We start from the raw sequence: 25,575 nt of genomic DNA on the forward strand, positions 1-25,575 counted from the left end.
GAAGAGCTGCCGCGCGGCGTCGAGCGGCTGCAGGCGGTGCGCGCGGCGTGCATGGCGCGCGGGGTGGCCGCGTCCGACTGCGTGGTCGAAGCGCTCGATCTCGCGCGCGACGGTGACTTTGCGCGTGCGCAGGCCGCCGTGCTGGCGCGCTGGGGTGGCGTGGACCTGGTGGTGTTCAACGCCGGCACCTATCGCCCGCTGCGCGCCTGGGAACTGAGCGCCGAGGCCGTGCGCGAGACGGTCGAGCTCAACCTGGTGGGCACGCTGTGCGGCGTCGGCGAGCTCGTGCCCGTGCTGCTGCGCCAGGGCAGCGGGGCGATCGCCCTGGTCGGCAGCGTCGCCGGCTACGGCGGGCTGCCCAAGGCGACCGTCTATGGCCCGACCAAGGCGGCGCTGATCAACCTGGCCGAGACGCTCTACCTGGATCTTTCGCCGCGCGGCGTCGATGTCTTCCTGATCGACCCCGGCTTCGTCGCCACGCCGCTCACAGCCGCCAATGACTTCCACATGCCGGCCCTGCAGACGCCGGTCCAGGCGGCGCAGGCGATCGTAGACGGCTTTGCGCGCGGCGACTTCGAGATCCACTTCCCGAAGCGCTTCACCCGCGTGCTCAAGGCGCTGCAGTGGCTGCCGCGGCGCTTCTATTTCCGGCTCGTGCGGCGAGCCACTGGACTATGAGGTCGACGCACATGGGCTCCGAGGGCATGGCGCCCGCCACTGCGGACGCCGCCGCGAGCGCGGCTGGCCGCGTGGCGTGTTTCTACGAAAAACTCGCGCCGCACTCGCTGGCCGGTGTCGACACACTCTATGCCGCCGACGCGCGCTTCAAGGATCCGTTCAACGATGTCGTCGGTACCGCAGCCATTCGCAGAATCTTCGAGCACATGTTCGATACCGTCGATGCGCCGCGTTTCGTGGTCACCGAGCGCATCGAGCAGGGTGCGCAGGCCATGCTGGGCTGGGATTTCCATTTCCTGCTGCGCGGCCGGCCGGTGGTGGTGCATGGCGTGACCCACCTGCGTTTCGATGCCGGTGGCCGCGTGCTGCTGCACCGCGACTACTGGGACGCCGCCGAGGAACTGTACGAGAAGCTGCCGTTGCTGGGGGTGCTGATGCGTGCGCTGCGCAGGCGACTGTCGGCAGGCTGACGCGGGCGGGTGCCCCGAGGAGCGCAGGGGAGGGTGGGGCTGGCGGAGGTGCAGTCGGACAGCGCCATTCCAGTGTGCCTTGATGGCGGACAAGCGCTGCGGCGGCTGCGGCCGAATGCCGCAGCGGGTTCCGGTGGGCAGGCGATGGGTCTATCATCGAGCGCTGATTCTGCAGTCAAACAGGCAAGCCCATGTCGTCCGCTCTCTCGTCATCAACGCTTTTTGCGCGCCTGCGTGCCCTCGTTCTGCCCGCCCTGGCGCTCGGCGTCCTCGCCGCCTGCACGCCTGCCGAGCCGGTGTTCCGCAGCACCGACATCACCGGCGCCGACTATGGCAGAAACTTCCGCCTCACCGACCATCACGGCCAGGAGCGCACGCTGGCCGATTTCAAGGGCAAGGCGGTCACCATCTTCTTCGGCTACACCCAATGCCCGGACGTATGCCCCACTGCGCTGGTGGGCATGAGCGAGGTGATGGGCCTGCTCGGCGCCGACAGCGACCGCGTGCAGGTGGTCTTCGTCACCGTCGACCCCGAGCGCGACACGCCCGAACTGCTTGCCGAGTACGTGCCGGTGTTCGACCAGCGCTTCCTCGGCATGTACGGCACGCCCGAGCAGATCGCTGCCATTGCCAAGGACTTCCGCGTGTTCTACCGCAAGAGCGGCGATCTGGCCGGCCACTACACCATCGACCATTCCGCCGGTACCTACGTTTTCGGTCCCGATGGACGGTTGCGCCTGTACATGAGGCACGGCGAGGAGCCGCAGGTGGTCGCGGCGGACATCAAGGCGCTGCTGGATGGGAAGTAGCAGCGATGTGCGAGCGTGGCGCATGAAAGCACAACGGCAGCCTTCGAGCTGCCGTTGTTGTCTGGAGAGTGCCTTGGCGCTGTAGTTACACCACTGCCGCCAGCATCCCCCGCATCTTCTGCATGGCCTTGGCTTCGATCTGGCGGATGCGTTCGGCTGAGACGCCGTATTCGGCCGCCAACTCGTGCAGGGTGGCGCTGTCGCCTTCGGCGAGCCAGCGCCGCTGCACGATGGCTCGGCTGCGGTCGTCGAGGCTGGCGAGCGCATTGCGCAGGCCGGTGTCCTGCAGGTGTGCCAGCTGGGCCTCGGCGATGAGCTCGGAAGGTTCGGCCTGCGGGTCGGGCAGGTAGGAGATCGGCGCGAAGCGCTCGTCCTCGTCGTCGCTGCCGGCGTCGAGCGGAATGTCGCGGCCGGTGAGCCGCGTTTCCATCTCCACCACTTCCTCGGGCTTGACGTCGAGCTGGGCCGCGATCGCCTGCACCTCGGCAGGCTGCAGCGTGGTGCTGTCCTTCTTCATGCCGCGCAGGTTGAAGAACAGCTTGCGTTGCGCCTTGGTGGTGGCGATCTTCACCAGGCGCCAGTTCTTCAGGATGTACTCGTGGATCTCCGCCTTGATCCAGTGGATCGCGAACGACACCAGGCGCACGCCGCGGCTCGGGTCGAAGCGCTTGACGGCCTTCATCAGGCCGACGTTGCCCTCCTGGATGAGGTCGGCGTGGGGCAGGCCGTAGCCGAGGTAGCCGCGCGCAATGGCGACGACGACGCGCAGATGCGACATCACCAGCTGCCGTGCCGCACCCACGTCGCCCTCGTCGCGTAGCCGCGTCGCCAGTTCCACCTCCTGCTGTTCGCTCAGCATCGGCATGCGATTCACGCTCTGGATGTACTGGTCCAGGCTGCCGGCGGCGGGAACGGGGAAGGTCAGGGCGTGTGACATGGGCTTGGGTCCTCCTTGTGCGCCTCAATATTAGCACTCGGGGCGTGAGAGTGCTAAGGGGCGGCGGGAGTTCCGGGGTGGCCTGCTTCAGTCTGTGTCGGAGGCTACCCAGTCCTCGACGCGCAAACCCGCAATCCGCCTGAACTCGCGCGTATTGTGGGTGATCAGTGTGGCGTCTTCGGCCAGCGCATGGCAGGCGATCCACAGGTCGTTCGCGCCGATCGGTGTGCCTGCCTCCCTGAGGCGGGTGGCCTGTTCCGCGTAATGCCTGCAGATGGCGGGGGTCGGCGGGATAGCGCACCGGTACCTGGCGCGCCAGAGCGTTCAGCCGGCGTAGCACCTCCGTCTTGCGAGTGCTGCGCTCGGCGCCCTTCAGCAGTTCCGCCCAGGTCACGAAAGACATGCACAGGACGTCGCTCTCGGGGAGGGCGTCGATGCGCTGCGCGATGCCGGGCGGCTGGTTCTTGATCAGGTAGATCAGGATGTGGGTGTCGAGCAGGTAGATCACAGCGCCTTGCGCTCCTGCGTTTGCAGCGGCGCTTCCTGTTCGGCCTCGAGCGCGGCGATGAAGTCCTCGTCCACTTCGCCCAGCGCCTTCAGGGCCTGCATCAGGGCGGTGCCGCGTTGCACGCGCAAGGGGTGGATCACCAGATCGCCCGCTTCGTTGCGCGTGATGCTGACGCGGTCGGTGTCGAGGCGGAACTCTGCGGGTATGCGTACAGCCTGGCTGTTGCCGTTGTTGAACACTCGGCTGGTCAGCGTTCCCATGGTATTACCTCTTGTATCTACGTTTGTGTGTGCACTTAAATGTCCGCGTCGCAACAACGCAAACGCCCATGGCTTGTTTTGCCTCGGTGGCAGGGACGGTGCGCATGGTGGCCACTCCTCTTCGTTCTGGTGAGCTTGAATTGTATGTTTTGTACAAAATGTGCCGAATTCTCTATTGAATGAACCCGTGCATGCTGCCTGCTTGCAGCCTTGTTGCATTTGCATCCAACCATGGTCATGATCATGGTCATCGATTATCCAGGGAGCACGACCATGCAAACCATCCAGGCCTCCGAATTCAAGGCCCGCTGTCTCGCCCTGATGGATCAGGTGGCGGCCTCCGGCGAGATCCTTGTCGTCACGAAGAACGGTAAGCCCGTGGCCGAACTGCATCCCTATCAGGGCGCGCGCGCATCTTCGCCTTTTGGTCTGCATCCAGGCTTACGTATCCTGGGCGACATCGTGTCACCGGTTGCCGACGATGACTGGGAGGTGCTGTCGTGATCGTTCTCGACACGCACGCCCTCATCTGGATGGACGCCGACGATGCCGCGCTCGGCCCGCAGGCGCGGGCGCGCATCGAGCAGGCCTGGCGTGCTGGCGAGGTCGCGGTGAGTGCGATCAGCTTCTGGGAGTGCGCGATGCTTGCACAGAAAGGCCGTATCGTTCTGCCGCTCGCGATCGAAGGCTGGCGGGCAGGCCTGCTCAGCGCGGGGCTGCTCGAGATCCCGCTCGATGGCCGCATTGCGCTCGCGGGCGCAGGGTTCGCCGACCTGCATCGCGACCCCGCGGACCGCTTCATTGCCGCCTCCGCGGCGGTGCGCAACGCGACGCTGGTGACGGCGGACGAGAAGCTGCTGGGCTGGAAGGCGGCCCTGCCGCGGCTCGATGCGCGGCGCTGATCCGGCGTTCTGTTGCACGCCCGCAACAACAAAGCCCGGAATGTGGTGTTTTCCGTCGCCCGGACTTGCATGCCCGGGCTCAGGTTTGCAGAATCGCCCCAACTTCTCGCCAGAGAGGTGAGTAGGGCCGAGGCAGGTGCCGCGGTCTCAACTTCAAATTTGAGGAGAAATACATGCAGAAGAAACTGATCGCGCTGGCTGTTGCTGGCCTGGTTTCGGCTCCGGCCTTCGCTCAGTCGAACGTGACCGTTTACGGTGTGGCTGACGCTGGTGTTGCTTTCGGTTCGGCCGGCGCCAACGACCTGCGTGGCGTGCTGAGCGGTGTCCTGTCGGGTAGCCGTGTCGGCTTCCGTGGCACGGAAGACCTGGGCAACGGCCTGAAGGCTGTCTTCGTGCTGGAGCAGGGCTTCGATATCGGTAACGGCGTCGCCTCTCCTGGCGTTTCGACCAAGCGCAAGATCGTTGATGGTGAAGACGAGATCGAGTACACCGACGGTGACTCCGTCTTCTCGCGTCAGGCTTATGTTGGCCTGAGCGGTGCCTTCGGTACCGTCAGCCTCGGCCGTCAGTACGCTCCGGGCTTCGGTCAGCAGTACGACGCCGTCGCTTCGGCTGCTGTTTCGCCGCAGTCGATCCTGTCGTCGGGCGCTGGCATGACCATCACCCCGAACAGCCCGGCTCGCTGGGACAACTCGGTTGCCTACGGTGGCTCGTTCTCGGGTCTGAGTGTCAAGGCGATCTACGCTGCTCGCGGCACCGAAGTTTCGACCAGCCCGAACGACGACGACGCATACGGTCTGGGCGTCGAGTACGCCAATGGCCCGCTGAAGGTTGGCGCCGTTTATCACTACCTGAAGTCGGCGACCGCCGGCTCGGCCAAGCAGAAAGAATGGCTGCTCGGCGGTAGCTACAACTTCGGCGTCGTGACCCTGGCTGCTTCGTACCAGGACGCCAAGGCCGTTGGCAACGTGAAGAACGCTGATGCCGACCTGTGGCAAGTTGGCGTGATCGTCCCGGTTGGCGCGGCTGGCAACGTCCACGTTGCTTACGGCGATGTCGACTTCGACAATGCCTCCAAGGCTGGCGCCAAGAGCTACACCCTGGCTTATACCCACGCCCTGTCGAAGCGCACCACCGCCTACGCTGGCTTCAACCGTACCGACAACGACAACAACACCAGCAAGTACGGTGTCGTTGCCGGCACCAAGAACGGCAACAACTCCGACGTCTACACTGTCGGTCTGCGTCACACCTTCTAATCTGTCCTCCAGACAGGTTTGAAAGTAAAAACGGGAGCTTCGGCTCCCGTTTTTTTTTTGGGGTTGGAGGTTGTGGGGGGGTTGGGGGGGTTGGGGTCAGGTCTTTCATTTGCTCATTTTGGTCTGGTATCGTTTTTTGATACCATAAGATCGTGAAGCGCAAACACCAGCGCACCCTTGAACTGATCCATGTCCGGCCGGTCTCGGCCAATGTGCGCTGGGGGGACATCGAGGCTTTGTTCCGGGAGTTGGGTGCCGAGATTTCGGAGCGCGAAGGTTCTCGGGTGGAGGTGTTCTTGTTCGGTGTGGTGCGTGTCTTTCATCGCCCGCACCCGTCCCCGGATACCGACAAGGGCGCAGTCGCAGCAATTCGGAAGTGGCTTGAAGAAAACGGAGTGCAACCATGAACACCATGAACATCGGGGGCTATGAGGCCGTGATCACCTTCGATCCGGACATCCAGATGTTTCGCGGCGAGTTCGTCGGTTTGAATGGTGGTGCGGATTTTTATGCGGCAGATGTGGCCGGACTGAGGCGCGAAGGTGAGGTGTCCCTCCGCATGTTCCTGGATGCGTGCGAACGGCGGGGCATCGAGCCACGAAAGCGTTTCTCGGGCAAGTTCTCGCTGCGCGTCGATCCCGCTGTGCACGAGGCGGCGGTCGTCGCTGCCGCTGCGCACGGGCAGAGCTTGAACCAGTGGGCAGCCGAGGCGATCAGGCAGGCCGCCCGGGCGGGGTGAGGGGTTTCTCGGGGTCAGGTTCTCGCGTTCTCGCGTTCTCGGGGTCAGGTCTTTCAGTTGATCATCACAGAGCCGAGTGATGCGTGACGGGCTTGCGGGCAGGAAATGGCATAAGCATAATTCGAGCTCTCCTTTCAAAGGACGGGCATCATGGCGCGGCCGTTGCGAATCGAGCTTGCGGGCGGTGTGTATCATGTGACGTCGCGCGGCGACCGGCGCGAGATGATCTATGGTGATGACGTCGACCGGCGGGCGTGGCTCGATCTCTTCGGCGAGGTCTGCGAGCGCTTCAACTGGCGCTGCCATGCGTGGTGCCAGATGGGTAACCACTACCATGTCGTCGTGGAGACTGCCGAAGCCAACCTGGCGCGCGGCATGCGGCAGCTCAACGGGGTGTATACGCAGGCGGTCAATCGCCGCTATGGCCGCGTCGGTCACGTTTTTCAGGGGCGCTACAAGGCGATCCTCGTGGAGGCGGACGCCTACCTGGTGGAGCTCGCGCGCTATGTCGTGCTCAATCCGGTGCGTGCCGGCCTGTGCAAGGATGCGGCGGACTGGCCGTGGAGCAGTCATCGCGCGCTGCTCGGCCGGGTGGAGGCCCCGTCATGGTTGGCGACGAACTGGGTCCTTGGCCAGTTCGGTGAAGTGCGGACGCGCGCCATCGGCCGCTACGAAGACTTCGTGCGCGCCGGTGTTGGTCTTCCGCCGATCTGGGAAGGCCTGAATGCGCAGATCTACCTGGGCAGCACGGATTTTGCAGGTCGCATGGCGAGCAGGTTTGCCGACGATGACACCTTGAGCGAGGTGCCCAGGATGCAGCGTCGCCCGAAGGGTGTGGCCCTCGACGCCTACGTCGAGCGTTTCCCCTCGAGAGACCGGGCCATCCTCGAGGCGGCTGATTCCGGTGAGTTCACCTACGCCCAACTCGCTGCTTTTTTCGGCTTGCATTACAGTTCGATCAGCCGCATCGTCAGCAAGGGGCGTGTGTTACGGCGGCCTCAACGGACTGTGAGTAAATGAAAGACCTGACCCCGCTCGCATGACCCCGCTCGCAGGTTTTCGCCACGCACTCGCCAAGATGTTTCGAGATATCTCCACACCAATCTTTTTCCGTCTCCTGTGGTCAGTCTTGCGCCCGCATGAGGTGCGGCGTCCGATAGACCCAGTCAGGAGATGAGTCCGATGCGCAAGCTGTTTGTCGCTTCCACTTTTGCCCTTGCCGCGACCGCGGCGCAGGCCGATCCGGCCGTGATGTTCGGTATCAACTACAATTTTGGTGGCGGTGGGCCGGGGTTGTCGGTGAAGGTGCTGACGAGTGACCGCGAAGATCGTACGGTGGGATCGGTCGGTGCCAGTTACTATCCGATGATGAATCGTGTCGGCCTGGACCTGGGCGTCGGGCGTACCTTCCAGAACGGCGCGGCGACGGTCGGGTGGGATGTGATCAACAGTGCACCGCAGGCCAGCATTGGCTATGTCGATACCCGGCGCTGAGCGGCAGGGAGTGTCGGCGATTGATTCGTGATCTACTGGCAATGAGGGCTGGAGGCGGCGAGCGCGACGCTGTGGTGCTGCGGCTGTGTGCATCGCCCAACTACGATGCACGACCCGAGGGGGTGGTTCCGAATGTCGTCGTGGTGCACGCCATCAGCCTGCCACCCGATTCTTTCGGCGGTCCTGGGGTAGAGCAGCTGTTTACCAATACGCTCGACCCGGCCGAGCATCCCTATTACGCGGACATCCAGCATCTGCGCGTGTCGGCGCACTATTTCGTCCGTCGTGATGGCGAGGTGGTGTGCTTCGTCGCCCCCGAGCACCGCGCCTGGCATGCAGGCGTGTCGTGCTGGAATGGGCGTGAGCGCTGCAACGATTTCTCGATAGGCATCGAACTCGAAGGCTGTGACACACAGCCATTCGAGCCCGTGCAGTATGTGCGCCTGGCCGGATTGATCGCCGAGTTGCGCACGCGCTACCCGATCGAGGCCGTGGTGGGGCACTCGGACATCGCCCCCGGGCGCAAGACCGATCCCGGGCCGTTCTTCGACTGGCAGCGGCTGGAGCGGCTGCTGTGCATGGGTGATGACATGCGGGCGCCAGGGCACCCGCATGTCAAGTTTTGACAAAATGTTTGTCGAAGAATAGAATTCGCTTCCTGTTGCATCGCAACAATTCAATCAATCTCGGTGCGGCGCCTCTCTGAGAGGGAGACGCAGTTTCATGGACGCGCGCACCGCGGGGTCTGTCGTCTGGTTGCGGCGGCGGGCTTTAACACCTACTGGCGACCGAGCCGGCCATCTGCCGGCGTGGCCAATCGGCCACGCGGCATGCGCGCTGCCCTCAAAGGGTGGCGCGGGCGCAGCACTCCAACAGGGTGCGGCCAGGGTGGCGGCTCAGGCCACAGCATGGAGGACACCATGAAACACGCAACTCGATTCAATGCGCTTGCGCGCAGAACGGGCGGTGCGGCGACCAGCCTCGTCTACGGTGCACTGTTTTCTGCCGGCCTCCTGGGTACGGTCCATATGGTGGCTGCCAATGGCGCTGCCGATGCCGGTGCGCCCCTGCAGTTCAGCGATGCGTTTGCGCTCCCGGCGGCGGAGCCGACCACCTCCGAGCTGTCGATGGTCTCTGGCCTTGGCTTGCGGGTAACGCCGCCGGTCAGTCCGGCAGTGACGCTCGCCGATGTCTCCTACACGCCGTCGGTGCCGTTCAGGCGTGCGACCGAACAGCCTGTCGAGCCCGCGCTCAAGGCCTTCAGTCCGGCAGTGACCGGGTTGGAGATGTTGGGCGAAGATCCGTTCGCGCAGGAAGAAGGCGAGCTGTCGATCGAGATGGCGCGCGTGCGCGACTGGATCACCGAGAACTATCGTGTATCCGAGACGGCCATCGTCCCCGCACTGGCAGCCGCCGAGGCTTCTGCGCAGGAACTCGGCTTCGACCCCTTGTTGATCGTGGCGATGATGGCCGTGGAGTCGAGCTTCAACCCGCGTGCGGTCAGCAACATGGGGGCGCAAGGGCTGATGCAGGTGATCCCGCGCTACCACCAGGACAAGCTCGGCGCCAACCGCGGCAAGAACGCGCTGTTCGACCCCGAGGTGAATGTGCGCGTGGGTACGCTGGTGCTCCACGAAGGCCTGCAGCGCTATGGCAGCCTGCAGCGCGCGCTGCAGTATTACAACGGAGCCTTGAAGGACCCGCAGGCCCGCTACACACGCAAGGTGATGTCGCTGAAGAAGCGGCTCATGCTGATCGCCGGGCGTGACGTGGTCCGCACCAGCCTCGAGCAGGCGAGCTAAGCCCGCGCCTGCTCATTACAGCGCCCTGCCGGCCGATCAGGCCCGCAGGGCGCTGATGCGTTCAACGGCCTCGAGCAGGCGTGATTCGCGCGTGGTGTAGGCGATGCGCAGATGGCGGCGCGGCAGGTGGTGGCCGAAGTCGAGCCCGGGCGTGGCTGCCACGCCTGCCTCTTCGATCATGCGGCGGGCGAGCGCTTCGGAGTCGTCCGCGAGCTTCGAAATGTCGGCGTAGATATAGAAGGCGCCTTGCGGCTCGGTCGCGATCGTGAAGCCGATTTCCTGCAGCGCGGGCAGCAGTACGTTGCGGCGGGCGGCGAACTCCGTCCGCCGTGCCTCCAGGATCTCCAGCGTGGCAGGCTCGAAGGCTGCGAGGGCCGCATGCTGCGCGGGCGACGAGGGCGAGATGAAGAAGTGCTGGGCGAGCTTCTCGATCTCGCGCACGAGGGGCGTGGGCGCCACCAGCCAGCCGAGCCGCCAGCCCGTCATGCCGAAATACTTGGAGAAGCTGTTGACGACGAAGACGTCATCGGCCGCGTTGAGTGCCGGGTGTGCCAGTGCGGTGGCGGAGTCGATGCCGTAGGTCAGGCCCTGGTAGATCTCATCGACCAGCAGCAGGCCGCCGCGCCGGCGGGTGACCGCGTGCAGGGCGGCGATCTCGTCGATGCCGAGCAGGGTGCCGGTGGGGTTGGATGGCGTGGCCACCATCAACCCGCGGCTGCGTGCGGTCCAGGCTGCGTCGACCTGGGCCGGAGTGGGTTGGTAGCGGGTCTGCGCGTCTACCGGCAGTGCCTGCGCGACACCTTCGAAGGCGCGCACGAGATGGCGGTTGGAGGGGTAGCCGGGGTCAGGCAGCAGCCATTCGTCGCCGGGGTCTGTGGTGGCAGCGAGCGCGAGCATCAAGGCGCCGGAGGCGCCGGCGGTGATGATGATGCGCTCGGGTGCGACCTCGGCCTTGAAGCGATCCTGGTAGAAGCGTGCGATCGCCTCGCGCAGCCTGGGTAGGCCGAGCGCCGGGGTGTAATGGACGTCGCCGCTGGCAAGGAAGCGGGTGGCAGCCTCGATGACGGGTTGCGGCGTGCCGAAATCGGGTTCGCCGACCTCCATGTGGATGATGTCGCGCCCCTGGGCCTCGAGCTCGCGCGCCCGGCGCAGCAGCTCCATGACGTGGAAGGGCTGGATGTCGGCTGCGCGGCGGGAAAAAGCTTGCATCGTGGGCTCCGGCGATGACGGGTGGTGAGAGCGGCGCCATTCTGCGCCGAAATGAAAAAAGCGCCGACCTGCGGCGCTTTTTTCGGTCGGGCGTGCGGTGGATCAGTCGGCGTTGAGTGCGAGCTCGAACAGTTCGCGCTTGAGCACGAGCTGGCGCGGCAGGCGGTCCTGCAGCTTGTCGAACCACTCCTTGTGCGAGCTGAGTTCGGTGCGCCAGGCGTCTGCGTCGACCTTGGTCAGGGCGTCGAATTCCTCGCGGGTGATCTCGGCGTCGGTCCAGTCGAGGTCTTCGAAGCGCGGCATCCAGCCGAGCGCGGTTTCCTTGGCGGCGATCTTGCCCTGGCAGCGCTCGACGATCCACTTGAGCACGCGCATGTTCTCGCCGAAGCCCGGCCACATGAACTCGCCCTTCTCGTTCATGCGGAACCAGTTCACGCAGAAGATCTTGGGCGTATCTTCGACGACGTGGCCCATGCGCAGCCAGTGGTTGAAGTAGTCGCCCATGTGGTAGCCGCAGAAGGGCAGCATGGCGAACGGGTCGCGGCGCACCACGCCCTGAGCGCCGAAGGCAGCGGCGGTGGTCTCGGAGCCGAGCGTAGCGGCCATGTAAACGCCGAAGTTCCAGTTGAACGCCTGGTACACCAGCGGCACGGTGGTGGCACGGCGGCCGCCGAAGATGAAGGCGGAGATCGGCACGCCGGCGGGATCTTCCCAGGCCGGGTCGATCGACGGGCACTGGTTCGCCGGCGCGGTGAAGCGCGCGTTGGGGTGCGCGGCCTTGCGGCCGGTTTCCCGGGCGATCTCGGGCGTCCAGTCCTTGCCCTGCCAGTCGATCAGGTGCGCGGGGGCTTCCTTGCTCATGCCTTCCCACCACACGTCGCCATCGTCGGTGAGCGCGACGTTGGTGAAGATGATGTTTTCCTTGAGCGTGGCCATGGCGTTGAAGTTGGTCTTCTCGGAGGTGCCGGGGGCGACGCCGAAGTAGCCGAACTCGGGGTTGATGGCGCGGAACTTGCCGTCGGGGCCGGGCTTGATCCAGGCGATGTCGTCGCCGACGGTGGTGATCTTCCAGCCGTCGAAGGACTTGGGCGGGATCAGCATGGCGAAGTTGGTCTTGCCGCATGCCGACGGGAAGGCGGCGGCGACGTAGGTCTTCTCGCCCTGCGGCGATTCGACGCCGAGGATCAGCATGTGCTCGGCCAGCCAGCCTTCGTCACGCGCCATGGTGGAGGCGATGCGCAGCGCGAAGCACTTCTTGCCGAGCAGGGCGTTGCCGCCGTAGCCCGAGCCGTAGGACCAGATCTCGCGCGTCTCGGGGTAATGCACGATGTACTTGGTGGTCGGGTTGCACGGCCAGCGGCTGTCCTTCTCGCCCTGGGCGAGCGGGGCGCCGACGGTGTGCACGCAGGGCACGAACTCGCCGTCGGTGCCGAGCACCTCGATGGCGCCGCGGCCCATGCGCGTCATGGTGCGCATGTTGGTGACGACGTAGGGGCTGTCGGAGATTTCGACGCCGATGTGGGCGATCGGGCTGCCGAGCGGGCCCATCGAGAACGGCACCACGTACATGGTGCGGCCGTGCATCGCGCCCTTGAACAGGCCGTTCAGCGTCTCGCGCATCACCGCCGGGTCTTCCCAGTTGTTGGTGGGGCCGGCGTCTCCTTTGTCCTGCGAGCAGATGAAGGTGCGGTCCTCGACGCGGGCGACGTCCGAGGGGTCGGACCAGGCGAGGTAGGAGTTCTTGCGCTTTTCCGGGTTGAGCTTGATCAGCATGCCGGATTCGACCATCTCTGCGCACAGGCGGTCGTACTCTTCCTGGGAGCCGTCGCACCAGACGACACGGTCAGGCTCGGTCAGGGCGGCGATCTCGCCGACCCACTGCTTCAGGCCTTCGTGGCGGACATATTCGGGGGCAGCGGCAATGGCCGCCTGGGCGTGGTTCTGAGACATGTGTACAGCTCTCCCGTGCTGTGATGCGTAACCATTCCCGTCGGTCGGCCATCGTTGAAGCAGGTGCTGCCTGGCCGGCGGGCTGCTCGGGCGCCGGCTGGGGCGCCCCGACGTACCGATGCGATGCGTTTGCGGGTGAAACGTGCGCGAACGAATTGCAATCGGTGAAAGCCCGTAATTATGCCATGAGGAGCGCAGACTTATGAATGCGCTCGTAACTATCGGTGAGCAAACGCATGGCTATCATGGAAGTGCGCACGCAGGCCGGGCAGTGTTTGTTTCACGATGCAAAGACGTTTTTCGTAATGCGAAAGATTGGCCTTTGCGGTATGCTGCGCAGGATCGTGCGCGAGTCGTCCTGCTCCGTCGTCTTTTGGGGTGGGGCGCGTTGCTCGCGCACTCCACGCCGAAGAACAGAAAGGAAGAGACCATGGACGAACTGATCCGCGCTGCCGCGCTCGATTACCACCGTTATCCGCGCCCCGGGAAAATCTCGGTGACACCGACCAAGGTGCTGTCGAACCAGCGCGACCTGTCGCTGGCCTATTCGCCCGGCGTGGCGGCCGCCTGCGATGCCATCGTCGAGGATCCGGCCCAGGCCGCCGAGCTCACCGCGCGCTCGAACCTGATCGGCGTGGTCACCAACGGCACGGCTGTGCTCGGCCTGGGCAACATCGGCCCGCTCGCGGCCAAGCCGGTGATGGAAGGCAAGGGGGTGCTGTTCAAGAAGTTCGCCGGCATCGACGTCTTCGACCTCGAGATCGATGAGCCCGACGCCGACAAGCTGATCGACATGATCGCCGCGCTCGAACCCACCTTCGGCGGCATCAACCTCGAGGACATCAAGGCGCCCGAGTGCTTCTACATCGAGCAGAAGCTGCGCGAGCGCATGAAGATCCCGGTCTTCCACGACGATCAGCACGGCACCGCGATCGTGGTCGGCGCCGCACTGCTCAACGGCCTGCATCTGCAGGGCAAGGCGCTGGACAAGGTGAAGCTGGTGACCTCGGGCGCGGGTGCGGCGGCGCTGGCCTGCCTGGGCTTGCTGGTCAAGCTTGGCATTCCGGTCGAGAACATCTGGGTGACCGACATCGAAGGCGTGGTCTATGAGGGCCGCACCGTGCTCATGGATCCGATCAAGGCGCGCTATGCGAAGAAGACCGATGCGCGCAAGCTCGCCGAGGTCATCGAGGGCGCCGACGTCTTCCTCGGTCTGTCGGCGGGCGGCGTGCTCAAGCCCGAGATGGTCGCGAAGATGGCGCCCAACCCGATGATCCTCGCGCTTGCCAACCCCACGCCCGAGATCCTCCCCGACGAGGTGAAGAAGGTGCGCAGCGACGCCATCATCGCCACCGGCCGTTCGGACTACCCGAACCAGGTCAACAACGTGCTGTGCTTCCCCTTCATTTTCCGCGGTGCGCTGGACGTCGGCGCGACCACCATCACCGACGAGATGCAGCTCGCCGCGGTGAAGGCGATCGCCGAACTCGCACGCGTGGAGCAGAGCGATATCGTCGCGGCCGCCTATGGCGAGAAGGTGGGCGGCTTCGGCCCCGAGTACATCATTCCGCGCCCCTTCGATCCGCGCCTGATCGTCAAGATCGCCCCCGCAGTCGCTGCGGCAGCCGAGGCTTCGGGCGTGGCGACACGGCCGATCAGCGACTGGGACGCCTACCGCGGCCAGCTCAACAACTTCGTCTGGCATTCGGGCCTGATCATGAAGCCGGTGTTCGCCGCCGCGCGCAAGGACCCGAAGCGCATCATCTTCTCCGAGGGCGAATCCGAGAAGGTGCTGCGTGCCGTGCAGCAGGTGGTCGACGAGGGGCTCGCGCGTCCGATCCTGATCGGCCGCCCGGACGTGGTGATCCACAACATCGAGCGCTTCGGTCTGCGCATGGCGGCCGAGCGCGACTTCGAGATGGTCAATCCGGACTCCGATCCGCGCTTCAACGAACTCTGGCAGCACTACCACAGCCTGATGGAGCGTCGCGGCGTCTCGGTCGAGTACGCCAAGAAGGAAGTGCGCCGCCGCACCACGCTCATCGGCACGCTGCTGCTCAAGTTCGGCTACGGCGACGGCCTGATCTGCGGCACCTACGGCATGCACCGCCTGCACCGCGAGTTCGTCGAAACCGTGCTCGGCCGGCGCGAGGGGGTCAACAACCTGTACACGGTCAACCTGCTCAGCCTGCCCGGACGCACCCTGTTCCTGGCCGATACCTATGTCAACTACGACCCGACGCCCGAACAGGTGGTCGAGATGACACTGCTGGCCGCCGAGGAGATGAAGCGCTTTGGTGTCGAGCCGCGCATCGCCTTGTTGTCGCATTCGTCCTTCGGTTCGGCCGACTCGCCGACCGCCGAGAAGATGCGCACGGCCTTGCGCCTGCTGCACGAGCGTCACCCCGAGTTGCAGGTCGAGGGCGAGATGCACGGCGACTCGGCGCTCGACGCCAAGCATCGCCTGCAGATCTTCCCCAACGCCAGGATGCGCGAAGATGCGAATCTGCTCATCTTCCCCACCCTGGATGCGGCGAACATCGCCTTCAACCTGTTGAAGAACGCGGCGGGCGAGGGCATGACGGTGGGGCCGATCCTGCTCGGCGCATCCAAGCCGGTCCATATCCTGACGCCGTCGGCGACCGTGCGCCGCATCATCAACATGACGGCGCTCACCGTCGTGGAGGCGGGACAGGTCGGCTGATTCGCATCGGTCGTCCGCCGTACATGCTTGCATGACGATCGCCCGCTGCCTCATGCTTGAGGCAACGGGTGATCGGAGGCGGGCGGATGCGGATGCAGGAGGGGCGGGCGGCGTTGGTGCTGACCGGCGGTGGTGCACGTGCGGCCTATCAGGTCGGTGTGCTGAGCGCCATTCGCGAGCTCCGGGGCGCGTCCCCTGGCAATCCCTTTCCCATCCTCTGCGGCACCTCGGCCGGTGCAATCAACGCCGCCGCGCTGGCCTCGCATGCGGTCGATTTCAATCGCGCCGTCCGCCATATCGAGCGCATCTGGCGCAACCTGCATGCCGAGCAGGTCTATCGCGTCGATGCGCCCGCCTTGCTTGGCAGCGGCATCCATTGGGGGTCGGCGCTGTTCGGCGGCTGGCTGTTGCGCCAGACGCCGCGCTCCCTGCTCGACAACGCGCCGCTGCGCGGACTGCTCGAGCGCGCGCTCGACTTCCGTGCCATTGACCAGGCGATCAAGAGCGGGGCGCTCTATGCGCTCAGTGTCACGGCTTCTGGCTACTCCAGCGGCCAGAGCCTGGCCTTCTTCCAGGGTTCGCTCGACATTCACCCGTGGCGGCGCGAGCAGCGCATGGGCGTGCGTACCGAGCTGACTATCGAACATCTGATGGCGAGCAGCGCCCTGCCTTTCGTGTTTCCGGCGGTCAGGATCCATCGCGAGTGGTTCGGCGATGGTTCGATGCGCCAGCTCGCGCCGGTGAGCCCTGCCATCCATCTGGGGGCGGAGCGCATCCTGGTGGTCGGCGCGGGACGCACGGCGGAGGAGGGGCGGCAGCGCGCCGAGCGCTATCCCTCGCCTGCGCAGATTGCCGGCCATGCCTTGTCGAGCATCTTTCTCGACACGCTTGCGGTCGATCTGGAGCGTCTCGCACGCATCAACGACACCGTGTCCCGTCTCGAGCCTGCCCAGCGCCAGTTCGCTGGCATCGGCCTGCGCGCGATAGAGACCCTGGTGATCCAGCCCTCGCAGCGGCTCGATACCATCGCCGGGCGTCATGGCCATCAGCTGCCGCGCCTGCTGCGCATGGTGCTGCGTGGTCTGGGGACGATGCGCCGTGAGGGCTCCACCCTGTTGTCCTACCTGCTGTTCGAGCCGGGCTTCACCCGTACCCTGATCGAGCTTGGCTACGACGATGCGATGGCGCGCAAGTCCGAGTTGAGCGACTTCCTGCGCATCGGCTAGCGGCGCGCGCCCGCAATGTGCCGAAACGACGGCCGCACGCGGTCGCCGAATGTGGGAAAATGTGAAGACACAATTCGAAATTACTTGAAATCAGTTTTGTATCTGCTTATTTTTCATACAAAACGCTTTCCGGTTTCTTTCCGTCTTTTAGGCTTGCCGCTCACCATGAAGCTCAGACTCCTCGTTGCCAGCCTTGCCGCGCTGTTCGCACTGCAGTCGGGGGCCGTGCTGGCCTCGTCCACGAAGTCTCAGTCCGCTGGCAAGACCGCTGCGAGCAAGCCCGCGCCCAAGGCCAAGGCTCCGGCGAAGGCGGCGCCCAAGAAGGCGGTGTCCAGCAAGCCTGCGCCCAAGAAGGCGGTTGCCAAGTCCGGTACCAATGCCAAGCCCGCGGCCAAGAAGGTAGTGGCGCGCAAGGCCGTACCGGCCGCGGCGGCAGCAGCAGCGGCTCCGGCCGCGCTGGGGGCCGACGAGGATGCGCCGCTTGCGCTGGACGCCAACGGCCTGCCATTGCTGGGTTCGAGCGCTTTCTATGTGATCAACCAGAACACCGGCGAGGTGTTGCTCGAGCGCAATGGTTCCGCGGTGGTGCCGATCGCCTCGATCACCAAGCTGATGACGGCGATCGTCGTGCTCGAGGCGGGCCAGAGCCTGTCCGAGCGCCTCACCATCACCGAAGGTGACATCGACCGCCTCAAGGGTACTGGCTCTCGCCTGGCGCTGGGTACGACGCTCAGCCGTGAGGAGATGCTGCAGCTGGCGCTGATGTCCTCGGAGAACCGTGCCGCCTCGGCGCTGGCACGCAATTACCCCGGTGGCGAGAGTGCATTCGTCGAGGCCATGAACGTGAAGGCGCGGTTGCTCGGGCTGTGGGATACGCGTTTCCGCGACAGCACCGGACTGAATCCCGGCAACGTGTCCAGTCCGAAGGATCTCGCCCGCCTGGTTGCCGCGTCGGCCGCGTTCCCGCTCATTCGCGAGTTCTCGACTGCGCACGAGCGCTACGTTGACGTGCGCGGCCGCATGCTGCGCTTTGGCAACACCAATGGCCTGGTGCGCAGTCCCGAGTGGGCGATCAGTGTGTCCAAGACCGGCTACATCTCCGAGGCCGGGCGCTGCCTGGTCATGCAGGCCTGGCTGCAGCAGCAGCCGGTCGTGATGGTGCTGATGGATTCGAGCGGGCGCTACACGCGTACCGCCGACGCCAAGCGCGTGCGCAAGTGGCTCGAACAAGGCATGCCGCAACGCCTCGCGGTCGCACCGCAACGCGCTGGCGGCTGAGCCGCCCCTTGCGCCGGGCGGCGCGCCGACAGGATCAGCGAGTACGTGGTGCGCTGAAGCCGAGGGCGCGCGAGATCTCGTCGGCCGTTTCGCGCACGAGTGGCGCCCAGTCCGGGTTGAAACGATCCGACGGGGTCGACAGCGACAGCCCGGCGATCAACTCGCCGCTGTCGTCGCGGATGCCCGCCGCGATACAGCGCACACCCGCTTCGACTTCGTCGAGGTCGAAGCCGACGTCGTGGCGGCGGACGCGATCGAGTTCCTTTTCCAGCGCGGGCAGGGTGGTGATAGAGGCCGGCGTCGATGCGGGTAGGCCGGTGCGGCGAGCGTAATCGCGGATGCGTTCGGCGCCATCCTCGGCCAGGAACAGCTTGCCGGTTGCCGTCGTGTGCAGCGGCGCGCGAGCGCCGACGATATGCACCACGCGCACCGACGCGCGCCCGCTGGACGTTCGCTCCACATACACGATCTCGTCACCGGCGCGCACGCCCAGATTGACGCTTTCGCCGGTTGCCGCGTGCAGCTTGAGCATGAAAGGCATTGCGGTTTCGCGCAGCGAGATGCGCGACTTCACGAGGCTGCCCAGCTCGAGGAGGCGGATGCCCAGGCGGTAGACGCCGGCTTCCGAGCGCTCGACGAAGCCGGTGCCGGTCATGGCGCCGAGAATGCGGTGCGCTGTGGAGGGGTGCAGTCCGGTCTCGAGCGCGAGCTGTTTGAGCGGCACTGGGTCGGCATGCTGTGCGAGTACGTCGAGCAGCTTCATCATGCGCTCGATGACCTGGATCGAATTCTTGCCTTCCGGGGGGGCGGCGTCGGGCTTGGGTGCGGACAAGGCGGGGCTCTGCTTGGACAATGTCGGAACGGTCGTTTGTTGGAGGGCGATGGTAACCGGGCATGCTGATTTCGCCTAGTGAAATACAGTGCCGTGTGGTGACCCGATTGCTTCAAAGATATACTTTGGCCGGAATGCGCGCGGGCCGGACGTTTGCAGGTGATCATCGAGCGGCGTCGCCACTGCGATGCTACTCGCCCGGCGTCGTCTCCCGCCTGCCCTCTCCGTTCGTTGTCCCCCGCTTCCGGATGCCCTGATGAGCCTGGTCCTGATCGTGCTGCTACCCTTCGTCGGAGCCCTGTTGCCGGCGCTGATGATCCGTGCCGGGCGCAATGCCTGTGCGACCAGCACCTTCACCTTCACGCTGCTTGCCTTCGCGCTGCTGTTGTCGCATGCGCCGGCGGTGTTCCGCGGCGAGGTAGTGCAGGCGGGCTGGGACTGGTTGCCGGCGCTGGGGCTCAACGCCAACTTCTTCCTCGACGGCCTGGGCTTCTTCTTTGCCGGGCTCATCCTCGGCATCGGCCTGCTGATCATCGTCTATGCGCGCTTCTATCTCGCCAAGGACGATCCGATGGGCAGCTTCTACACCTACCTGCTGCTCTTCCAGGGCGCCATGGTGGGCATCGTGCTGTCGGACAACATCCTGCTGCTGCTGGTGTTCTGGGAGCTGACCAGCCTGTCGTCCTTCCTGCTCATCGGCTACTGGAAGCACCTGCCCGAGGGTCGCCAGGGTGCGCGCATGGCGCTTGCCGTCACCGGCGCAGGCGGACTGGCGATGATCGCCGGCATGCTGATCCTGGGCGACATCGCCGGCTCCTACAATCTCACCGACATCCTGCAGCACAAGGACGCCATCCAGGCTTCGCCGCTCTACCTGCCGGCATTGCTGCTGATTCTCGCCGGCTGCTTCACCAAGAGCGCGCAGTTCCCCTTCCACTTCTGGTTGCCGCACGCGATGGCGGCGCCCACGCCGGTGTCGGCCTACCTGCACTCGGCAACCATGGTGAAGGCGGGACTGTTCCTGATGGCGCGCATGTGGCCGGTGCTCGCCGGCACGGTGGAATGGTTCTACATCGTCGCCACCACGGGGCTCATCACCATGCTCGTGGGGGCGGTGATCGCGCTGTTCAAGGACGACCTCAAGGGCCTGCTCGCCTTCTCCACCGTCAGCCACCTCGGCCTGGTGACCATGCTGCTCGGTTTCGGCACGCCGATGGCGGCCGTGGCGGCGGTGTTCCACATCCTCAATCACGCCACCTTCAAGGCCGCGCTGTTCATGAACGCCGGCATCATCGACCACGAGGCCGGCACGCGCGACATCAAGCGCCTGGGCGGCCTGCTGCACCTGATGCCGGTCACCGCCACGCTGGCCATGGTCGCGGCAGCGTCGATGGCGGGGCTGCCGCCGCTCAATGGCTTCCTGTCCAAGGAGATGATGCTGCACGAGGCGGCAGCGACCGCCTGGCTGGGTAACGGCTGGGTGGTGCCGGCGCTGGCCACGCTCGCGGCCTGCTTTTCGGTGGCCTATTCCTTGCGCTACATCGTGCATGTCTTCTTCGGGGCGAAGCGCAGCGATTACCCGCACACGCCGCACGACCCGCCCGCCGGCCTGTGGCTGCCGCCAGCCCTGCTGGTGGTGCTGGTGGTGCTGATCGGGCTGCTGCCGGCCACGGTGGCGGGGCCGCTGGTGGCCGTGGTGGCGCAGGCGGTGATCGGTGGCGCGCTACCTGACTACCATCTGGCGCTGTGGCATGGTGTGAACATCGCGCTCGCACTGTCGGTGGTGGCCGTGGTGGTCGGCCTGGGGGCGCTGCGTGCCTATCCGCGCGTGCGCGCAGTCTGGCGGGCGGGGCCGCATCCGGAAGCCAAGGCGATGTTCGACGCCGTCATGGCGGCCGCGCTCGCGCTGGCACAGCGCGTGACCCATGGCTTGCATAATGGCTCGCTGCAGCGCTACCTGGCGTTTGCCATCGGTGCGATGACGCTGGCAGGCTTCGCGACCTTCATCGGCGCTTCTCACGAGGCCGGTACGCGCGAACTGCTGCCGGCGGAGCCGGTGGCGGTGGTCGCCTGGCTGCTGCTGCTCGGCGGCTGCGTGCTGACCGTGATGTTCTTCCGCCAGCGCCTGCTGTCGGTGCTGGTGGTGGGCACCGTGGGCCTGATCGTGTGCGTGGCCTTCATCTACCTGTCCGCGCCCGACCTTGCGCTGACGCAGATCTCCGTCGAAGTCACCACCGTCATCCTGATCCTGCTGGCGCTCTATTTCCTGCCCAAGGCGAGCCCGCTGAGCTCCACCGTCAGCGCCGACCCGCTGCGCCACCTGCGTGACGGGGTGCTCGCGCTGATCGCGGGCGGCGGCATGGGGCTGGTGAGCTGGGCCATGCTCACCCGCGATGGCAGCTCGCTGTCCACCTACTACCTCGAGAATTCGGTGTCGGGCGGCGGCGGCACCAACGTGGTCAACGTGATCCTGGTCGACTTCCGCGGCTTCGATACCTTCGGCGAGATCATCGTGCTCGGCATTGCCGCGCTCGCAATCTACGCGTTGCTCGACGGTGCCCTGCATGGCCGCGTTGCCCGCCGCCTGAGCGCGTGGACGCCCGACCTGCCGGTGTCGGTCGACCGCCACCCGATCATCATGGTGGTCGCCACCCGGGTGATGCTGCCGCTGGCGCTGCTGGTGGGGGCCTACATCTTCCTGCGCGGCCACAACCAGCCCGGTGGCGGCTTCATCGCCGCGCTCGTGGTGTCGATCGCGCTGATCATGCAGTACATGGCAAGCGGCTTCGGCTGGGCGGCGCAGCGCGTCAGGGTCAATTACCACGCCATGATCGGCGCCGGCGTGCTGATCGCGGCGGGGACGGGGATTGCCTCCATGGTGCTCGACCGCCCCTTCCTGACCTCGGCCTTCGACCACTTCCACCTGCCGCTGGTCGGCGAGTTCGAGCTGGCGAGTGCGATGGCCTTCGATACCGGGGTGTTCCTGACCGTGGTCGGTGCGGTGATGCTCGCGCTGGCCAACCTGTCGCGCATGGGGCGCTTGACCGGGCAGCGGCCGGTCAACCGCACGGCGATGGATGTCGATCCCAGCATGGGCATGAGCAAGGAGCACAACTGATGGAATTCCTCGTCGCCACGGCGATCGGCGCGATGACGGCCGCGGGCGTCTACCTGGTGCTGCGCGCCCGTACCTTCCCGGTCATCATCGGCCTCACCCTGCTCACCTACGCGACCAACCTGTTCCTGTTCGCGACGGGCAGGCTTGCCGTCAATCTGCCGCCGGTGATCAGCGCCGATGCCGCGGCTTACACCGATCCCTTGCCACAGGCCCTGGTACTGACCGCCATCGTGATCTCCTTCGGCATGACCGCCGTCATCGTGGTGATGTCCCTGCGCGCCTATCTAGAGACCGGCAATGACCACGTCGATCTGCCCGGCGACGCCTCGCCCGAGGCACGCGAGGACGACTGGAAGCTGCTCGGCCGCAAGCAGGGCGAGCCGGCCGCGCGTGCCGCTGCGGGCCTCGAGGAGCGCGCATGAACCACTGGCTGATCCTGCCCATCCTGATGCCGGCCATCCTCGGTGCCGTGCTGGTGATTGCGGCGCGTCATGACATCGTGCTCTCACGCGTGTTCTCGGTCCTGTCTGCGGGGCTGCTGCTGGCGGTCGCCCTGGTGCTGCTCGCCATGGCCAGCGACGGCAGCGTCCGCGTCTATGCGCTGGGCAACTGGGTGGCGCCCTTCGGCATCGTCCTCGTGCTCGACCGCCTGGCGGCGCTGATGCTGGTGTTGACCGCAACCCTGGGCCTTGGCGTGTTGCTATATGCGATCAACGGCTGGGATGAGCGCGGCAAGCACTTCCACCCTCTGTTCCAGTTCCAACTCATGGGGCTCAACGGCGCCTTCCTCACCGGCGACTTCTTCAACCTTTTCGTGTTCTTCGAGATCCTGCTCATCGCCTCCTACGGGCTGATGGTGCATGGCGGGGGCGGCCTGCGGGTGAAGGCGGGCGTGCAGTACGTGGTGACCAACCTGGTCGGTTCCTCGCTGTTCCTGATTGCGGTCGGCCTCATCTACAGCGTGACCGGCACGCTCAACATGGCCGACCTCGCGCTCAAGGTGCCGCAGGTGCCGGCAGGCGACCAGGCCCTGCTGCAGACGGGGGCCGTGTTGCTGCTGCTGGTGTTCGGCGTCAAGGCGGCGCTGGTGCCGCTTCACTTCTGGCTGCCCGGCACCTACGCCAACGCGCCGGGGCCGGTGGCGGCGCTGTTTGCGATCATGACCAAGGTGGGCGCCTACTCCATCATCCGCCTCTACGTGCTGGCCTTCGGTGCAGATGCCGGCGACGCAGCCTGGCTGGCGGCGCCCTGGCTGCTGCCGGCCGGTCTGCTCACCCTGGTGCTGGGCATGACCGGTGTGCTGGCGGCGCGCAGCCTGGGCCAGATGGCGAGCTTCGCGGTGATCGGTTCGATGGGCATGCTGCTGGCGACGGTCGCGGTATTCACCCCGCAGTCCATGAGCGCTGCGCTGTTCTACCTGCTGCACTCCACCCTTGGGGCAGGGGCCTTGTTCCTGATTGCCGACATGGTGGCCGAGCGCCGTGGCATGCACCGCGACCGGCTCACGCAGGCGCCGCGCTTCGCCCAGGGTGCCCTCATCGCCGGGCTGTTCTTCGCCGCTGCGATCGCGGTGGCCGGCATGCCGCCGCTGTCGGGCTTCCTTGGCAAGCTGCTCGTCCTCGACAGCGTGCGCAGCCACCCGCAGGCGGCCTGGTTCTGGACGCTGATCCTGGCGACCTCGCTGCTGGCCGTCGTCGGCTTCGCGCGCGGTGGCAGCCTGGTGTTCTGGAAGAGCCATGCACTCGAGGCGCCGCCGCCAGCCACGCTGCGCGCGGCCCCTGCATTGCCCTTCGTGGCGGTGGGCGGCCTGCTTGCCGGCCTCGTCGCCCTGACCGTGCTTGCCGGTCCGGTCCATGCCTGGCTTGATCTCGTGGCAGCGCAGCTGTTTGCGCCGGCCGGCTATATCGAGGCGGTGCTCGGTGCCGCAGGAGGCGTACGCTGATGGCCGAGAAAGCGAGCGTGGACAAACGCCCCTTCATCCAGCGCTGGTTGCCGCATCCGCTGCTGACCGTAGTGCTGATCGTTCTGTGGATGCTGCTGCTCAACAGCTTCAGCTTCGGCGGGCTGGTGATGGGCACGATCCTCGGTGTGATCATCCCGATCATGACGAGCAGTTTCTGGCCGGAACGGCCGCCGGTGAAGGCCTATGGCAAGGCCTTCGCCTACATGGGGCTGGTGGCCTGGGACGTGGTAGTGGCCAACCTGCAGGTCGCGCGCCTGATCCTGTTCCGCCGTAGCGACCAGCTGCGCGTGCGCTGGGTGACGCTGCCGCTCGAGCTGCGTTCGCCCGAGGCGATCACCGTGCTCGCCGGCACCATCACGATGACGCCGGGCACGGTGTCCTGCGACTTGTCGGCCGATGGCCGCAGCCTGCTGGTGCATTGCCTGGACGCCCCTGACGCGGAGGAGGCGGTGCGCCAGATGAAGGCGCGCTACGAGGCCCGCCTGAAGGAGATCTTCCCATGATCGAGTACGCCCTCAACTTTGGCTATGCGGCGGTGTCGGTTGCCGTGCTGCTCAACCTGTGGCGCCTGCTGCGCGGGCCCTCGCTGATGGACCGCGTGCTCGCGGTCGACACGATGGTGATCAACATCATCGCACTCATCATCCTGTTCGGCATCCAGCAACGCACCACGGTATTCTTCGAGGGCGCGTTGCTGTTCGCCATGTTCGGTTTCATTTCCACCGTCGCCTACTGCCGCTTCATCCTGCGCGGCGACGTCATCGAGTGAGCGGCCCATGAACTTCCTGCTCGAACTGCTGATCTCGGCGCTGATCGTGCTCGGCGGCATCTTCGCCCTGGTGGGCTCGATCGGTCTGGTCAAGCTGCCCGATCTGCTGACCCGCCTGCACGCGCCGACCAAGGCGACGACGCTCGGGGTCGGTGGTGCGCTGGTGGCCTCGATGCTGTTCTTCTTCGGTATCGAGGGCACGCTTTCCATCCACGAGGTGTTGATCAGCGTCTTCCTGTTCCTGACCGCCCCGATTACCGCCCATTTCATCGCCAAGGCCCATCTGCACGAGCATGTCGAACTGCGCGAGGACCTGCCGCCCACCGGGCGCGAGCAGGGCTGGAGCACCTTCGACGGCTTGCCCGAGGCCGAGCACAAGGATCACGTGTGAGCTCCGTACGCCGCAACCCACCCAAGCCCGCGCCCTCGACCATCGAAGGCACGCTCAAGCTGCGCCCGCGTGCCACGCAGGGCGAGGCTGCTCCCCCTCCGGCAGCGAAGACAGCAGCCGAGAAGACCGTGGCCGAGAAGACCGTGGCCGAGAAGCCTGCGCGCAAGCCAGGATCGGCACGCCAGGCCCAGGACGAGCGCTCGCCACGTGGCGAGCGTACCCAGCGCGCCGAAGAGCGCCCGCAACGGTCCAGGGAGCGGCCGCCGCAAGCCGATCG

The 25,575-nt window shown here is 65.8% G+C and carries 27 protein-coding genes and 2 pseudogenes; 22 read left to right on the forward strand and 7 right to left on the reverse strand.

Features of this window, described 5'->3' with window-relative positions:
* The 3 genes from B447_RS19450 to B447_RS19460 all read left to right on the forward strand — a co-directional run.
* On the forward strand, positions 1-678 hold a 678-nt coding region (locus B447_RS19450), incomplete at its 5' end, for an SDR family NAD(P)-dependent oxidoreductase (protein WP_002944668.1).
* An 11-nt stretch (positions 679-689) separates the two neighbouring features.
* The gene (locus B447_RS19455) at positions 690-1,148 is read left to right on the forward strand and encodes a nuclear transport factor 2 family protein (RefSeq protein WP_002944670.1); all 459 of its coding nucleotides are present in this window, start codon (positions 690-692) and stop codon (positions 1,146-1,148) included.
* 191 nt (positions 1,149-1,339) lie between these two features.
* Positions 1,340-1,957: an SCO family protein gene (locus B447_RS19460; protein WP_002932322.1), complete on the forward strand. Its 618-nt coding sequence runs from the start codon at positions 1,340-1,342 to the stop codon at positions 1,955-1,957.
* An 85-nt stretch (positions 1,958-2,042) separates the two neighbouring features.
* On the opposite strand, the gene rpoH is transcribed toward B447_RS19460, so the two are convergent.
* The 4 genes and pseudogenes from rpoH to B447_RS19470 form a co-directional block, all read right to left on the reverse strand.
* Entirely contained in the window at positions 2,043-2,894 is an 852-nt protein-coding gene (gene rpoH, locus B447_RS19465; RefSeq protein WP_002944672.1) for an RNA polymerase sigma factor RpoH, read from the reverse strand.
* Between the two features lie 87 nt (positions 2,895-2,981).
* Entirely contained in the window at positions 2,982-3,188 is a 207-nt protein-coding gene (locus B447_RS22920; RefSeq protein WP_332306973.1) for a PIN domain-containing protein, read from the reverse strand.
* Positions 3,189-3,270: 82 nt separating this feature from the next.
* Positions 3,271-3,402 (reverse strand): annotated as a pseudogene (locus B447_RS23020) (type II toxin-antitoxin system VapC family toxin); the annotation flags it as partial.
* On the reverse strand, positions 3,399-3,662 hold the full coding sequence (locus B447_RS19470; RefSeq protein ID WP_002932328.1) for an antitoxin: 264 nt from the start codon (positions 3,660-3,662) through the stop codon (positions 3,399-3,401). The pseudogene B447_RS23020 and the gene B447_RS19470, both read right to left, overlap by 4 nt.
* A gap of 231 nt (positions 3,663-3,893) precedes the next feature.
* On the opposite strand from B447_RS19470, the gene B447_RS19475 reads away from it, so the two are divergent.
* The 9 genes from B447_RS19475 (at position 3,894) to B447_RS19510 (ending at position 9,858) form a co-directional block, all read left to right on the forward strand.
* Positions 3,894-4,166, forward strand: a complete 273-nt coding sequence (locus B447_RS19475; protein ID WP_002932330.1) for a type II toxin-antitoxin system Phd/YefM family antitoxin — start codon at positions 3,894-3,896, stop codon at positions 4,164-4,166.
* Positions 4,163-4,564, forward strand: a complete 402-nt coding sequence (locus B447_RS19480; RefSeq protein WP_002944675.1) for a type II toxin-antitoxin system VapC family toxin — start codon at positions 4,163-4,165, stop codon at positions 4,562-4,564. The genes B447_RS19475 and B447_RS19480 overlap by 4 nt, the downstream gene beginning before the upstream one ends.
* A gap of 173 nt (positions 4,565-4,737) precedes the next feature.
* Positions 4,738-5,823, forward strand: coding sequence for a porin (locus B447_RS19485; RefSeq protein ID WP_002944678.1), 1,086 nt, complete (start codon positions 4,738-4,740; stop codon positions 5,821-5,823).
* Positions 5,824-5,975: 152 nt separating this feature from the next.
* Positions 5,976-6,230, forward strand: a complete 255-nt coding sequence (locus tag B447_RS22365; protein ID WP_002944681.1) for a type II toxin-antitoxin system HicA family toxin — start codon at positions 5,976-5,978, stop codon at positions 6,228-6,230.
* Positions 6,227-6,562 (forward strand): type II toxin-antitoxin system HicB family antitoxin, encoded by a 336-nt coding sequence (locus tag B447_RS19490; protein WP_002932339.1) that lies wholly within the window; start codon positions 6,227-6,229, stop codon positions 6,560-6,562. Before B447_RS22365 ends, B447_RS19490 begins: the two co-directional genes overlap by 4 nt.
* A 150-nt stretch (positions 6,563-6,712) precedes the next feature.
* A complete protein-coding gene (locus B447_RS19495; protein ID WP_002944683.1) occupies positions 6,713-7,582 on the forward strand; it encodes a transposase in 870 nt (289 codons plus the stop codon).
* 162 nt (positions 7,583-7,744) lie between these two features.
* The gene (locus B447_RS19500) at positions 7,745-8,056 is read left to right on the forward strand and encodes a hypothetical protein (protein WP_002932341.1); all 312 of its coding nucleotides are present in this window, start codon (positions 7,745-7,747) and stop codon (positions 8,054-8,056) included.
* Between the two features lie 41 nt (positions 8,057-8,097).
* A complete protein-coding gene (gene ampD, locus B447_RS19505) occupies positions 8,098-8,682 on the forward strand; it encodes a 1,6-anhydro-N-acetylmuramyl-L-alanine amidase AmpD (protein ID WP_002932342.1) in 585 nt (194 codons plus the stop codon).
* Between the two features lie 294 nt (positions 8,683-8,976).
* Positions 8,977-9,858: a transglycosylase SLT domain-containing protein gene (locus tag B447_RS19510; RefSeq protein ID WP_002932344.1), complete on the forward strand. Its 882-nt coding sequence runs from the start codon at positions 8,977-8,979 to the stop codon at positions 9,856-9,858.
* A 36-nt stretch (positions 9,859-9,894) separates the two neighbouring features.
* Here B447_RS19510 and B447_RS19515 read toward each other — a convergent pair whose 3' ends face one another.
* Both B447_RS19515 and B447_RS19520 read right to left on the reverse strand, forming a co-directional pair.
* Positions 9,895-11,067 (reverse strand): pyridoxal phosphate-dependent aminotransferase, encoded by a 1,173-nt coding sequence (locus tag B447_RS19515; protein ID WP_002944687.1) that lies wholly within the window; start codon positions 11,065-11,067, stop codon positions 9,895-9,897.
* A 102-nt stretch (positions 11,068-11,169) separates the two neighbouring features.
* On the reverse strand, positions 11,170-13,017 hold the full coding sequence (locus B447_RS19520; protein ID WP_002932355.1) for a phosphoenolpyruvate carboxykinase (GTP): 1,848 nt from the start codon (positions 13,015-13,017) through the stop codon (positions 11,170-11,172).
* Positions 13,018-13,447: 430 nt separating this feature from the next.
* Here B447_RS19520 and B447_RS19525 point away from each other — a divergent pair, with 430 nt between their 5' ends.
* The 3 genes from B447_RS19525 (at position 13,448) to B447_RS19535 (ending at position 18,225) form a co-directional block, all read left to right on the forward strand.
* Positions 13,448-15,721 carry an NADP-dependent malic enzyme gene (locus B447_RS19525; RefSeq protein WP_002944689.1) on the forward strand — a complete coding sequence of 758 codons (2,274 nt, stop codon included), beginning with the start codon at positions 13,448-13,450 and terminating at the stop codon, positions 15,719-15,721.
* An 86-nt stretch (positions 15,722-15,807) separates the two neighbouring features.
* Entirely contained in the window at positions 15,808-16,947 is a 1,140-nt protein-coding gene (locus B447_RS19530; protein ID WP_002932365.1) for a patatin-like phospholipase family protein, read from the forward strand.
* 165 nt (positions 16,948-17,112) lie between these two features.
* Complete coding sequence (locus B447_RS19535) at positions 17,113-18,225, forward strand: serine hydrolase (RefSeq protein WP_002944691.1); 1,113 nt, start codon at positions 17,113-17,115, stop codon at positions 18,223-18,225.
* A 34-nt stretch (positions 18,226-18,259) separates the two neighbouring features.
* Here the strand turns inward: B447_RS19535 and B447_RS19540 are convergent, their stop codons facing one another.
* Entirely contained in the window at positions 18,260-19,057 is a 798-nt protein-coding gene (locus B447_RS19540; RefSeq protein WP_002944693.1) for an IclR family transcriptional regulator, read from the reverse strand.
* Positions 19,058-19,313: 256 nt separating this feature from the next.
* Here B447_RS19540 and B447_RS19545 point away from each other — a divergent pair, with 256 nt between their 5' ends.
* From B447_RS19545 to B447_RS19575, 7 genes and pseudogenes are all read left to right on the forward strand, one after another.
* Positions 19,314-22,175 carry a monovalent cation/H+ antiporter subunit A gene (locus B447_RS19545; protein WP_002944699.1) on the forward strand — a complete coding sequence of 954 codons (2,862 nt, stop codon included), beginning with the start codon at positions 19,314-19,316 and terminating at the stop codon, positions 22,173-22,175.
* Positions 22,175-22,597 carry a Na+/H+ antiporter subunit C gene (locus B447_RS19550; protein WP_002932377.1) on the forward strand — a complete coding sequence of 141 codons (423 nt, stop codon included), beginning with the start codon at positions 22,175-22,177 and terminating at the stop codon, positions 22,595-22,597. The genes B447_RS19545 and B447_RS19550 overlap by 1 nt, the downstream gene beginning before the upstream one ends.
* Positions 22,594-24,117: a monovalent cation/H+ antiporter subunit D gene (locus B447_RS19555; protein WP_002944700.1), complete on the forward strand. Its 1,524-nt coding sequence runs from the start codon at positions 22,594-22,596 to the stop codon at positions 24,115-24,117. Before B447_RS19550 ends, B447_RS19555 begins: the two co-directional genes overlap by 4 nt.
* Positions 24,117-24,641, forward strand: coding sequence for a Na+/H+ antiporter subunit E (locus tag B447_RS19560; RefSeq protein ID WP_002944701.1), 525 nt, complete (start codon positions 24,117-24,119; stop codon positions 24,639-24,641). The genes B447_RS19555 and B447_RS19560 overlap by 1 nt, the downstream gene beginning before the upstream one ends.
* Positions 24,638-24,907, forward strand: coding sequence for a K+/H+ antiporter subunit F (locus tag B447_RS19565; protein ID WP_002932388.1), 270 nt, complete (start codon positions 24,638-24,640; stop codon positions 24,905-24,907). The genes B447_RS19560 and B447_RS19565 overlap by 4 nt, the downstream gene beginning before the upstream one ends.
* A gap of 7 nt (positions 24,908-24,914) precedes the next feature.
* Complete coding sequence (locus B447_RS19570) at positions 24,915-25,298, forward strand: Na+/H+ antiporter subunit G (RefSeq protein WP_002932391.1); 384 nt, start codon at positions 24,915-24,917, stop codon at positions 25,296-25,298.
* Positions 25,295-25,575, forward strand: a pseudogene (locus B447_RS19575) (hypothetical protein); the annotation flags it as partial. The gene B447_RS19570 and the pseudogene B447_RS19575, both read left to right, overlap by 4 nt.

It is taken from the genome of Thauera sp. 27, from assembly GCF_000310125.2.
GTDB lineage: Bacteria > Pseudomonadota > Gammaproteobacteria > Burkholderiales > Rhodocyclaceae > Thauera > Thauera mechernichensis.

Bases quoted from the DNA above. Each gene is read 5' to 3' on its own strand.
- B447_RS19495 (WP_002944683.1), top strand. From the start codon at position 6,713: ATGGCGCGGCCGTTGCGAATCGAGCTTGCGGGCGGTGTGTATCATGTG.
- B447_RS19545 (WP_002944699.1), top strand. From the start codon at position 19,314: ATGAGCCTGGTCCTGATCGTGCTGCTACCCTTCGTCGGAGCCCTGTTG.
- B447_RS19570 (WP_002932391.1), top strand. From the start codon at position 24,915: ATGAACTTCCTGCTCGAACTGCTGATCTCGGCGCTGATCGTGCTCGGC.
- B447_RS19525 (WP_002944689.1), top strand. From the start codon at position 13,448: ATGGACGAACTGATCCGCGCTGCCGCGCTCGATTACCACCGTTATCCG.
- B447_RS19520 (WP_002932355.1), bottom strand. From the start codon at position 13,017: ATGTCTCAGAACCACGCCCAGGCGGCCATTGCCGCTGCCCCCGAATAT.
- B447_RS19535 (WP_002944691.1), top strand. From the start codon at position 17,113: ATGAAGCTCAGACTCCTCGTTGCCAGCCTTGCCGCGCTGTTCGCACTG.
- B447_RS19490 (WP_002932339.1), top strand. From the start codon at position 6,227: ATGAACACCATGAACATCGGGGGCTATGAGGCCGTGATCACCTTCGAT.
- B447_RS19510 (WP_002932344.1), top strand. From the start codon at position 8,977: ATGAAACACGCAACTCGATTCAATGCGCTTGCGCGCAGAACGGGCGGT.
- B447_RS19550 (WP_002932377.1), top strand. From the start codon at position 22,175: ATGGAATTCCTCGTCGCCACGGCGATCGGCGCGATGACGGCCGCGGGC.
- ampD (WP_002932342.1), top strand. From the start codon at position 8,098: ATGAGGGCTGGAGGCGGCGAGCGCGACGCTGTGGTGCTGCGGCTGTGT.
- B447_RS19470 (WP_002932328.1), bottom strand. From the start codon at position 3,662: ATGGGAACGCTGACCAGCCGAGTGTTCAACAACGGCAACAGCCAGGCT.
- B447_RS19485 (WP_002944678.1), top strand. From the start codon at position 4,738: ATGCAGAAGAAACTGATCGCGCTGGCTGTTGCTGGCCTGGTTTCGGCT.
- B447_RS19565 (WP_002932388.1), top strand. From the start codon at position 24,638: ATGATCGAGTACGCCCTCAACTTTGGCTATGCGGCGGTGTCGGTTGCC.
- B447_RS19500 (WP_002932341.1), top strand. From the start codon at position 7,745: ATGCGCAAGCTGTTTGTCGCTTCCACTTTTGCCCTTGCCGCGACCGCG.
- B447_RS19455 (WP_002944670.1), top strand. From the start codon at position 690: ATGGGCTCCGAGGGCATGGCGCCCGCCACTGCGGACGCCGCCGCGAGC.
- rpoH (WP_002944672.1), bottom strand. From the start codon at position 2,894: ATGTCACACGCCCTGACCTTCCCCGTTCCCGCCGCCGGCAGCCTGGAC.
- B447_RS19515 (WP_002944687.1), bottom strand. From the start codon at position 11,067: ATGCAAGCTTTTTCCCGCCGCGCAGCCGACATCCAGCCCTTCCACGTC.
- B447_RS19530 (WP_002932365.1), top strand. From the start codon at position 15,808: ATGCGGATGCAGGAGGGGCGGGCGGCGTTGGTGCTGACCGGCGGTGGT.
- B447_RS19555 (WP_002944700.1), top strand. From the start codon at position 22,594: ATGAACCACTGGCTGATCCTGCCCATCCTGATGCCGGCCATCCTCGGT.
- B447_RS19460 (WP_002932322.1), top strand. From the start codon at position 1,340: ATGTCGTCCGCTCTCTCGTCATCAACGCTTTTTGCGCGCCTGCGTGCC.
- B447_RS19560 (WP_002944701.1), top strand. From the start codon at position 24,117: ATGGCCGAGAAAGCGAGCGTGGACAAACGCCCCTTCATCCAGCGCTGG.
- B447_RS19475 (WP_002932330.1), top strand. From the start codon at position 3,894: ATGGTCATGATCATGGTCATCGATTATCCAGGGAGCACGACCATGCAA.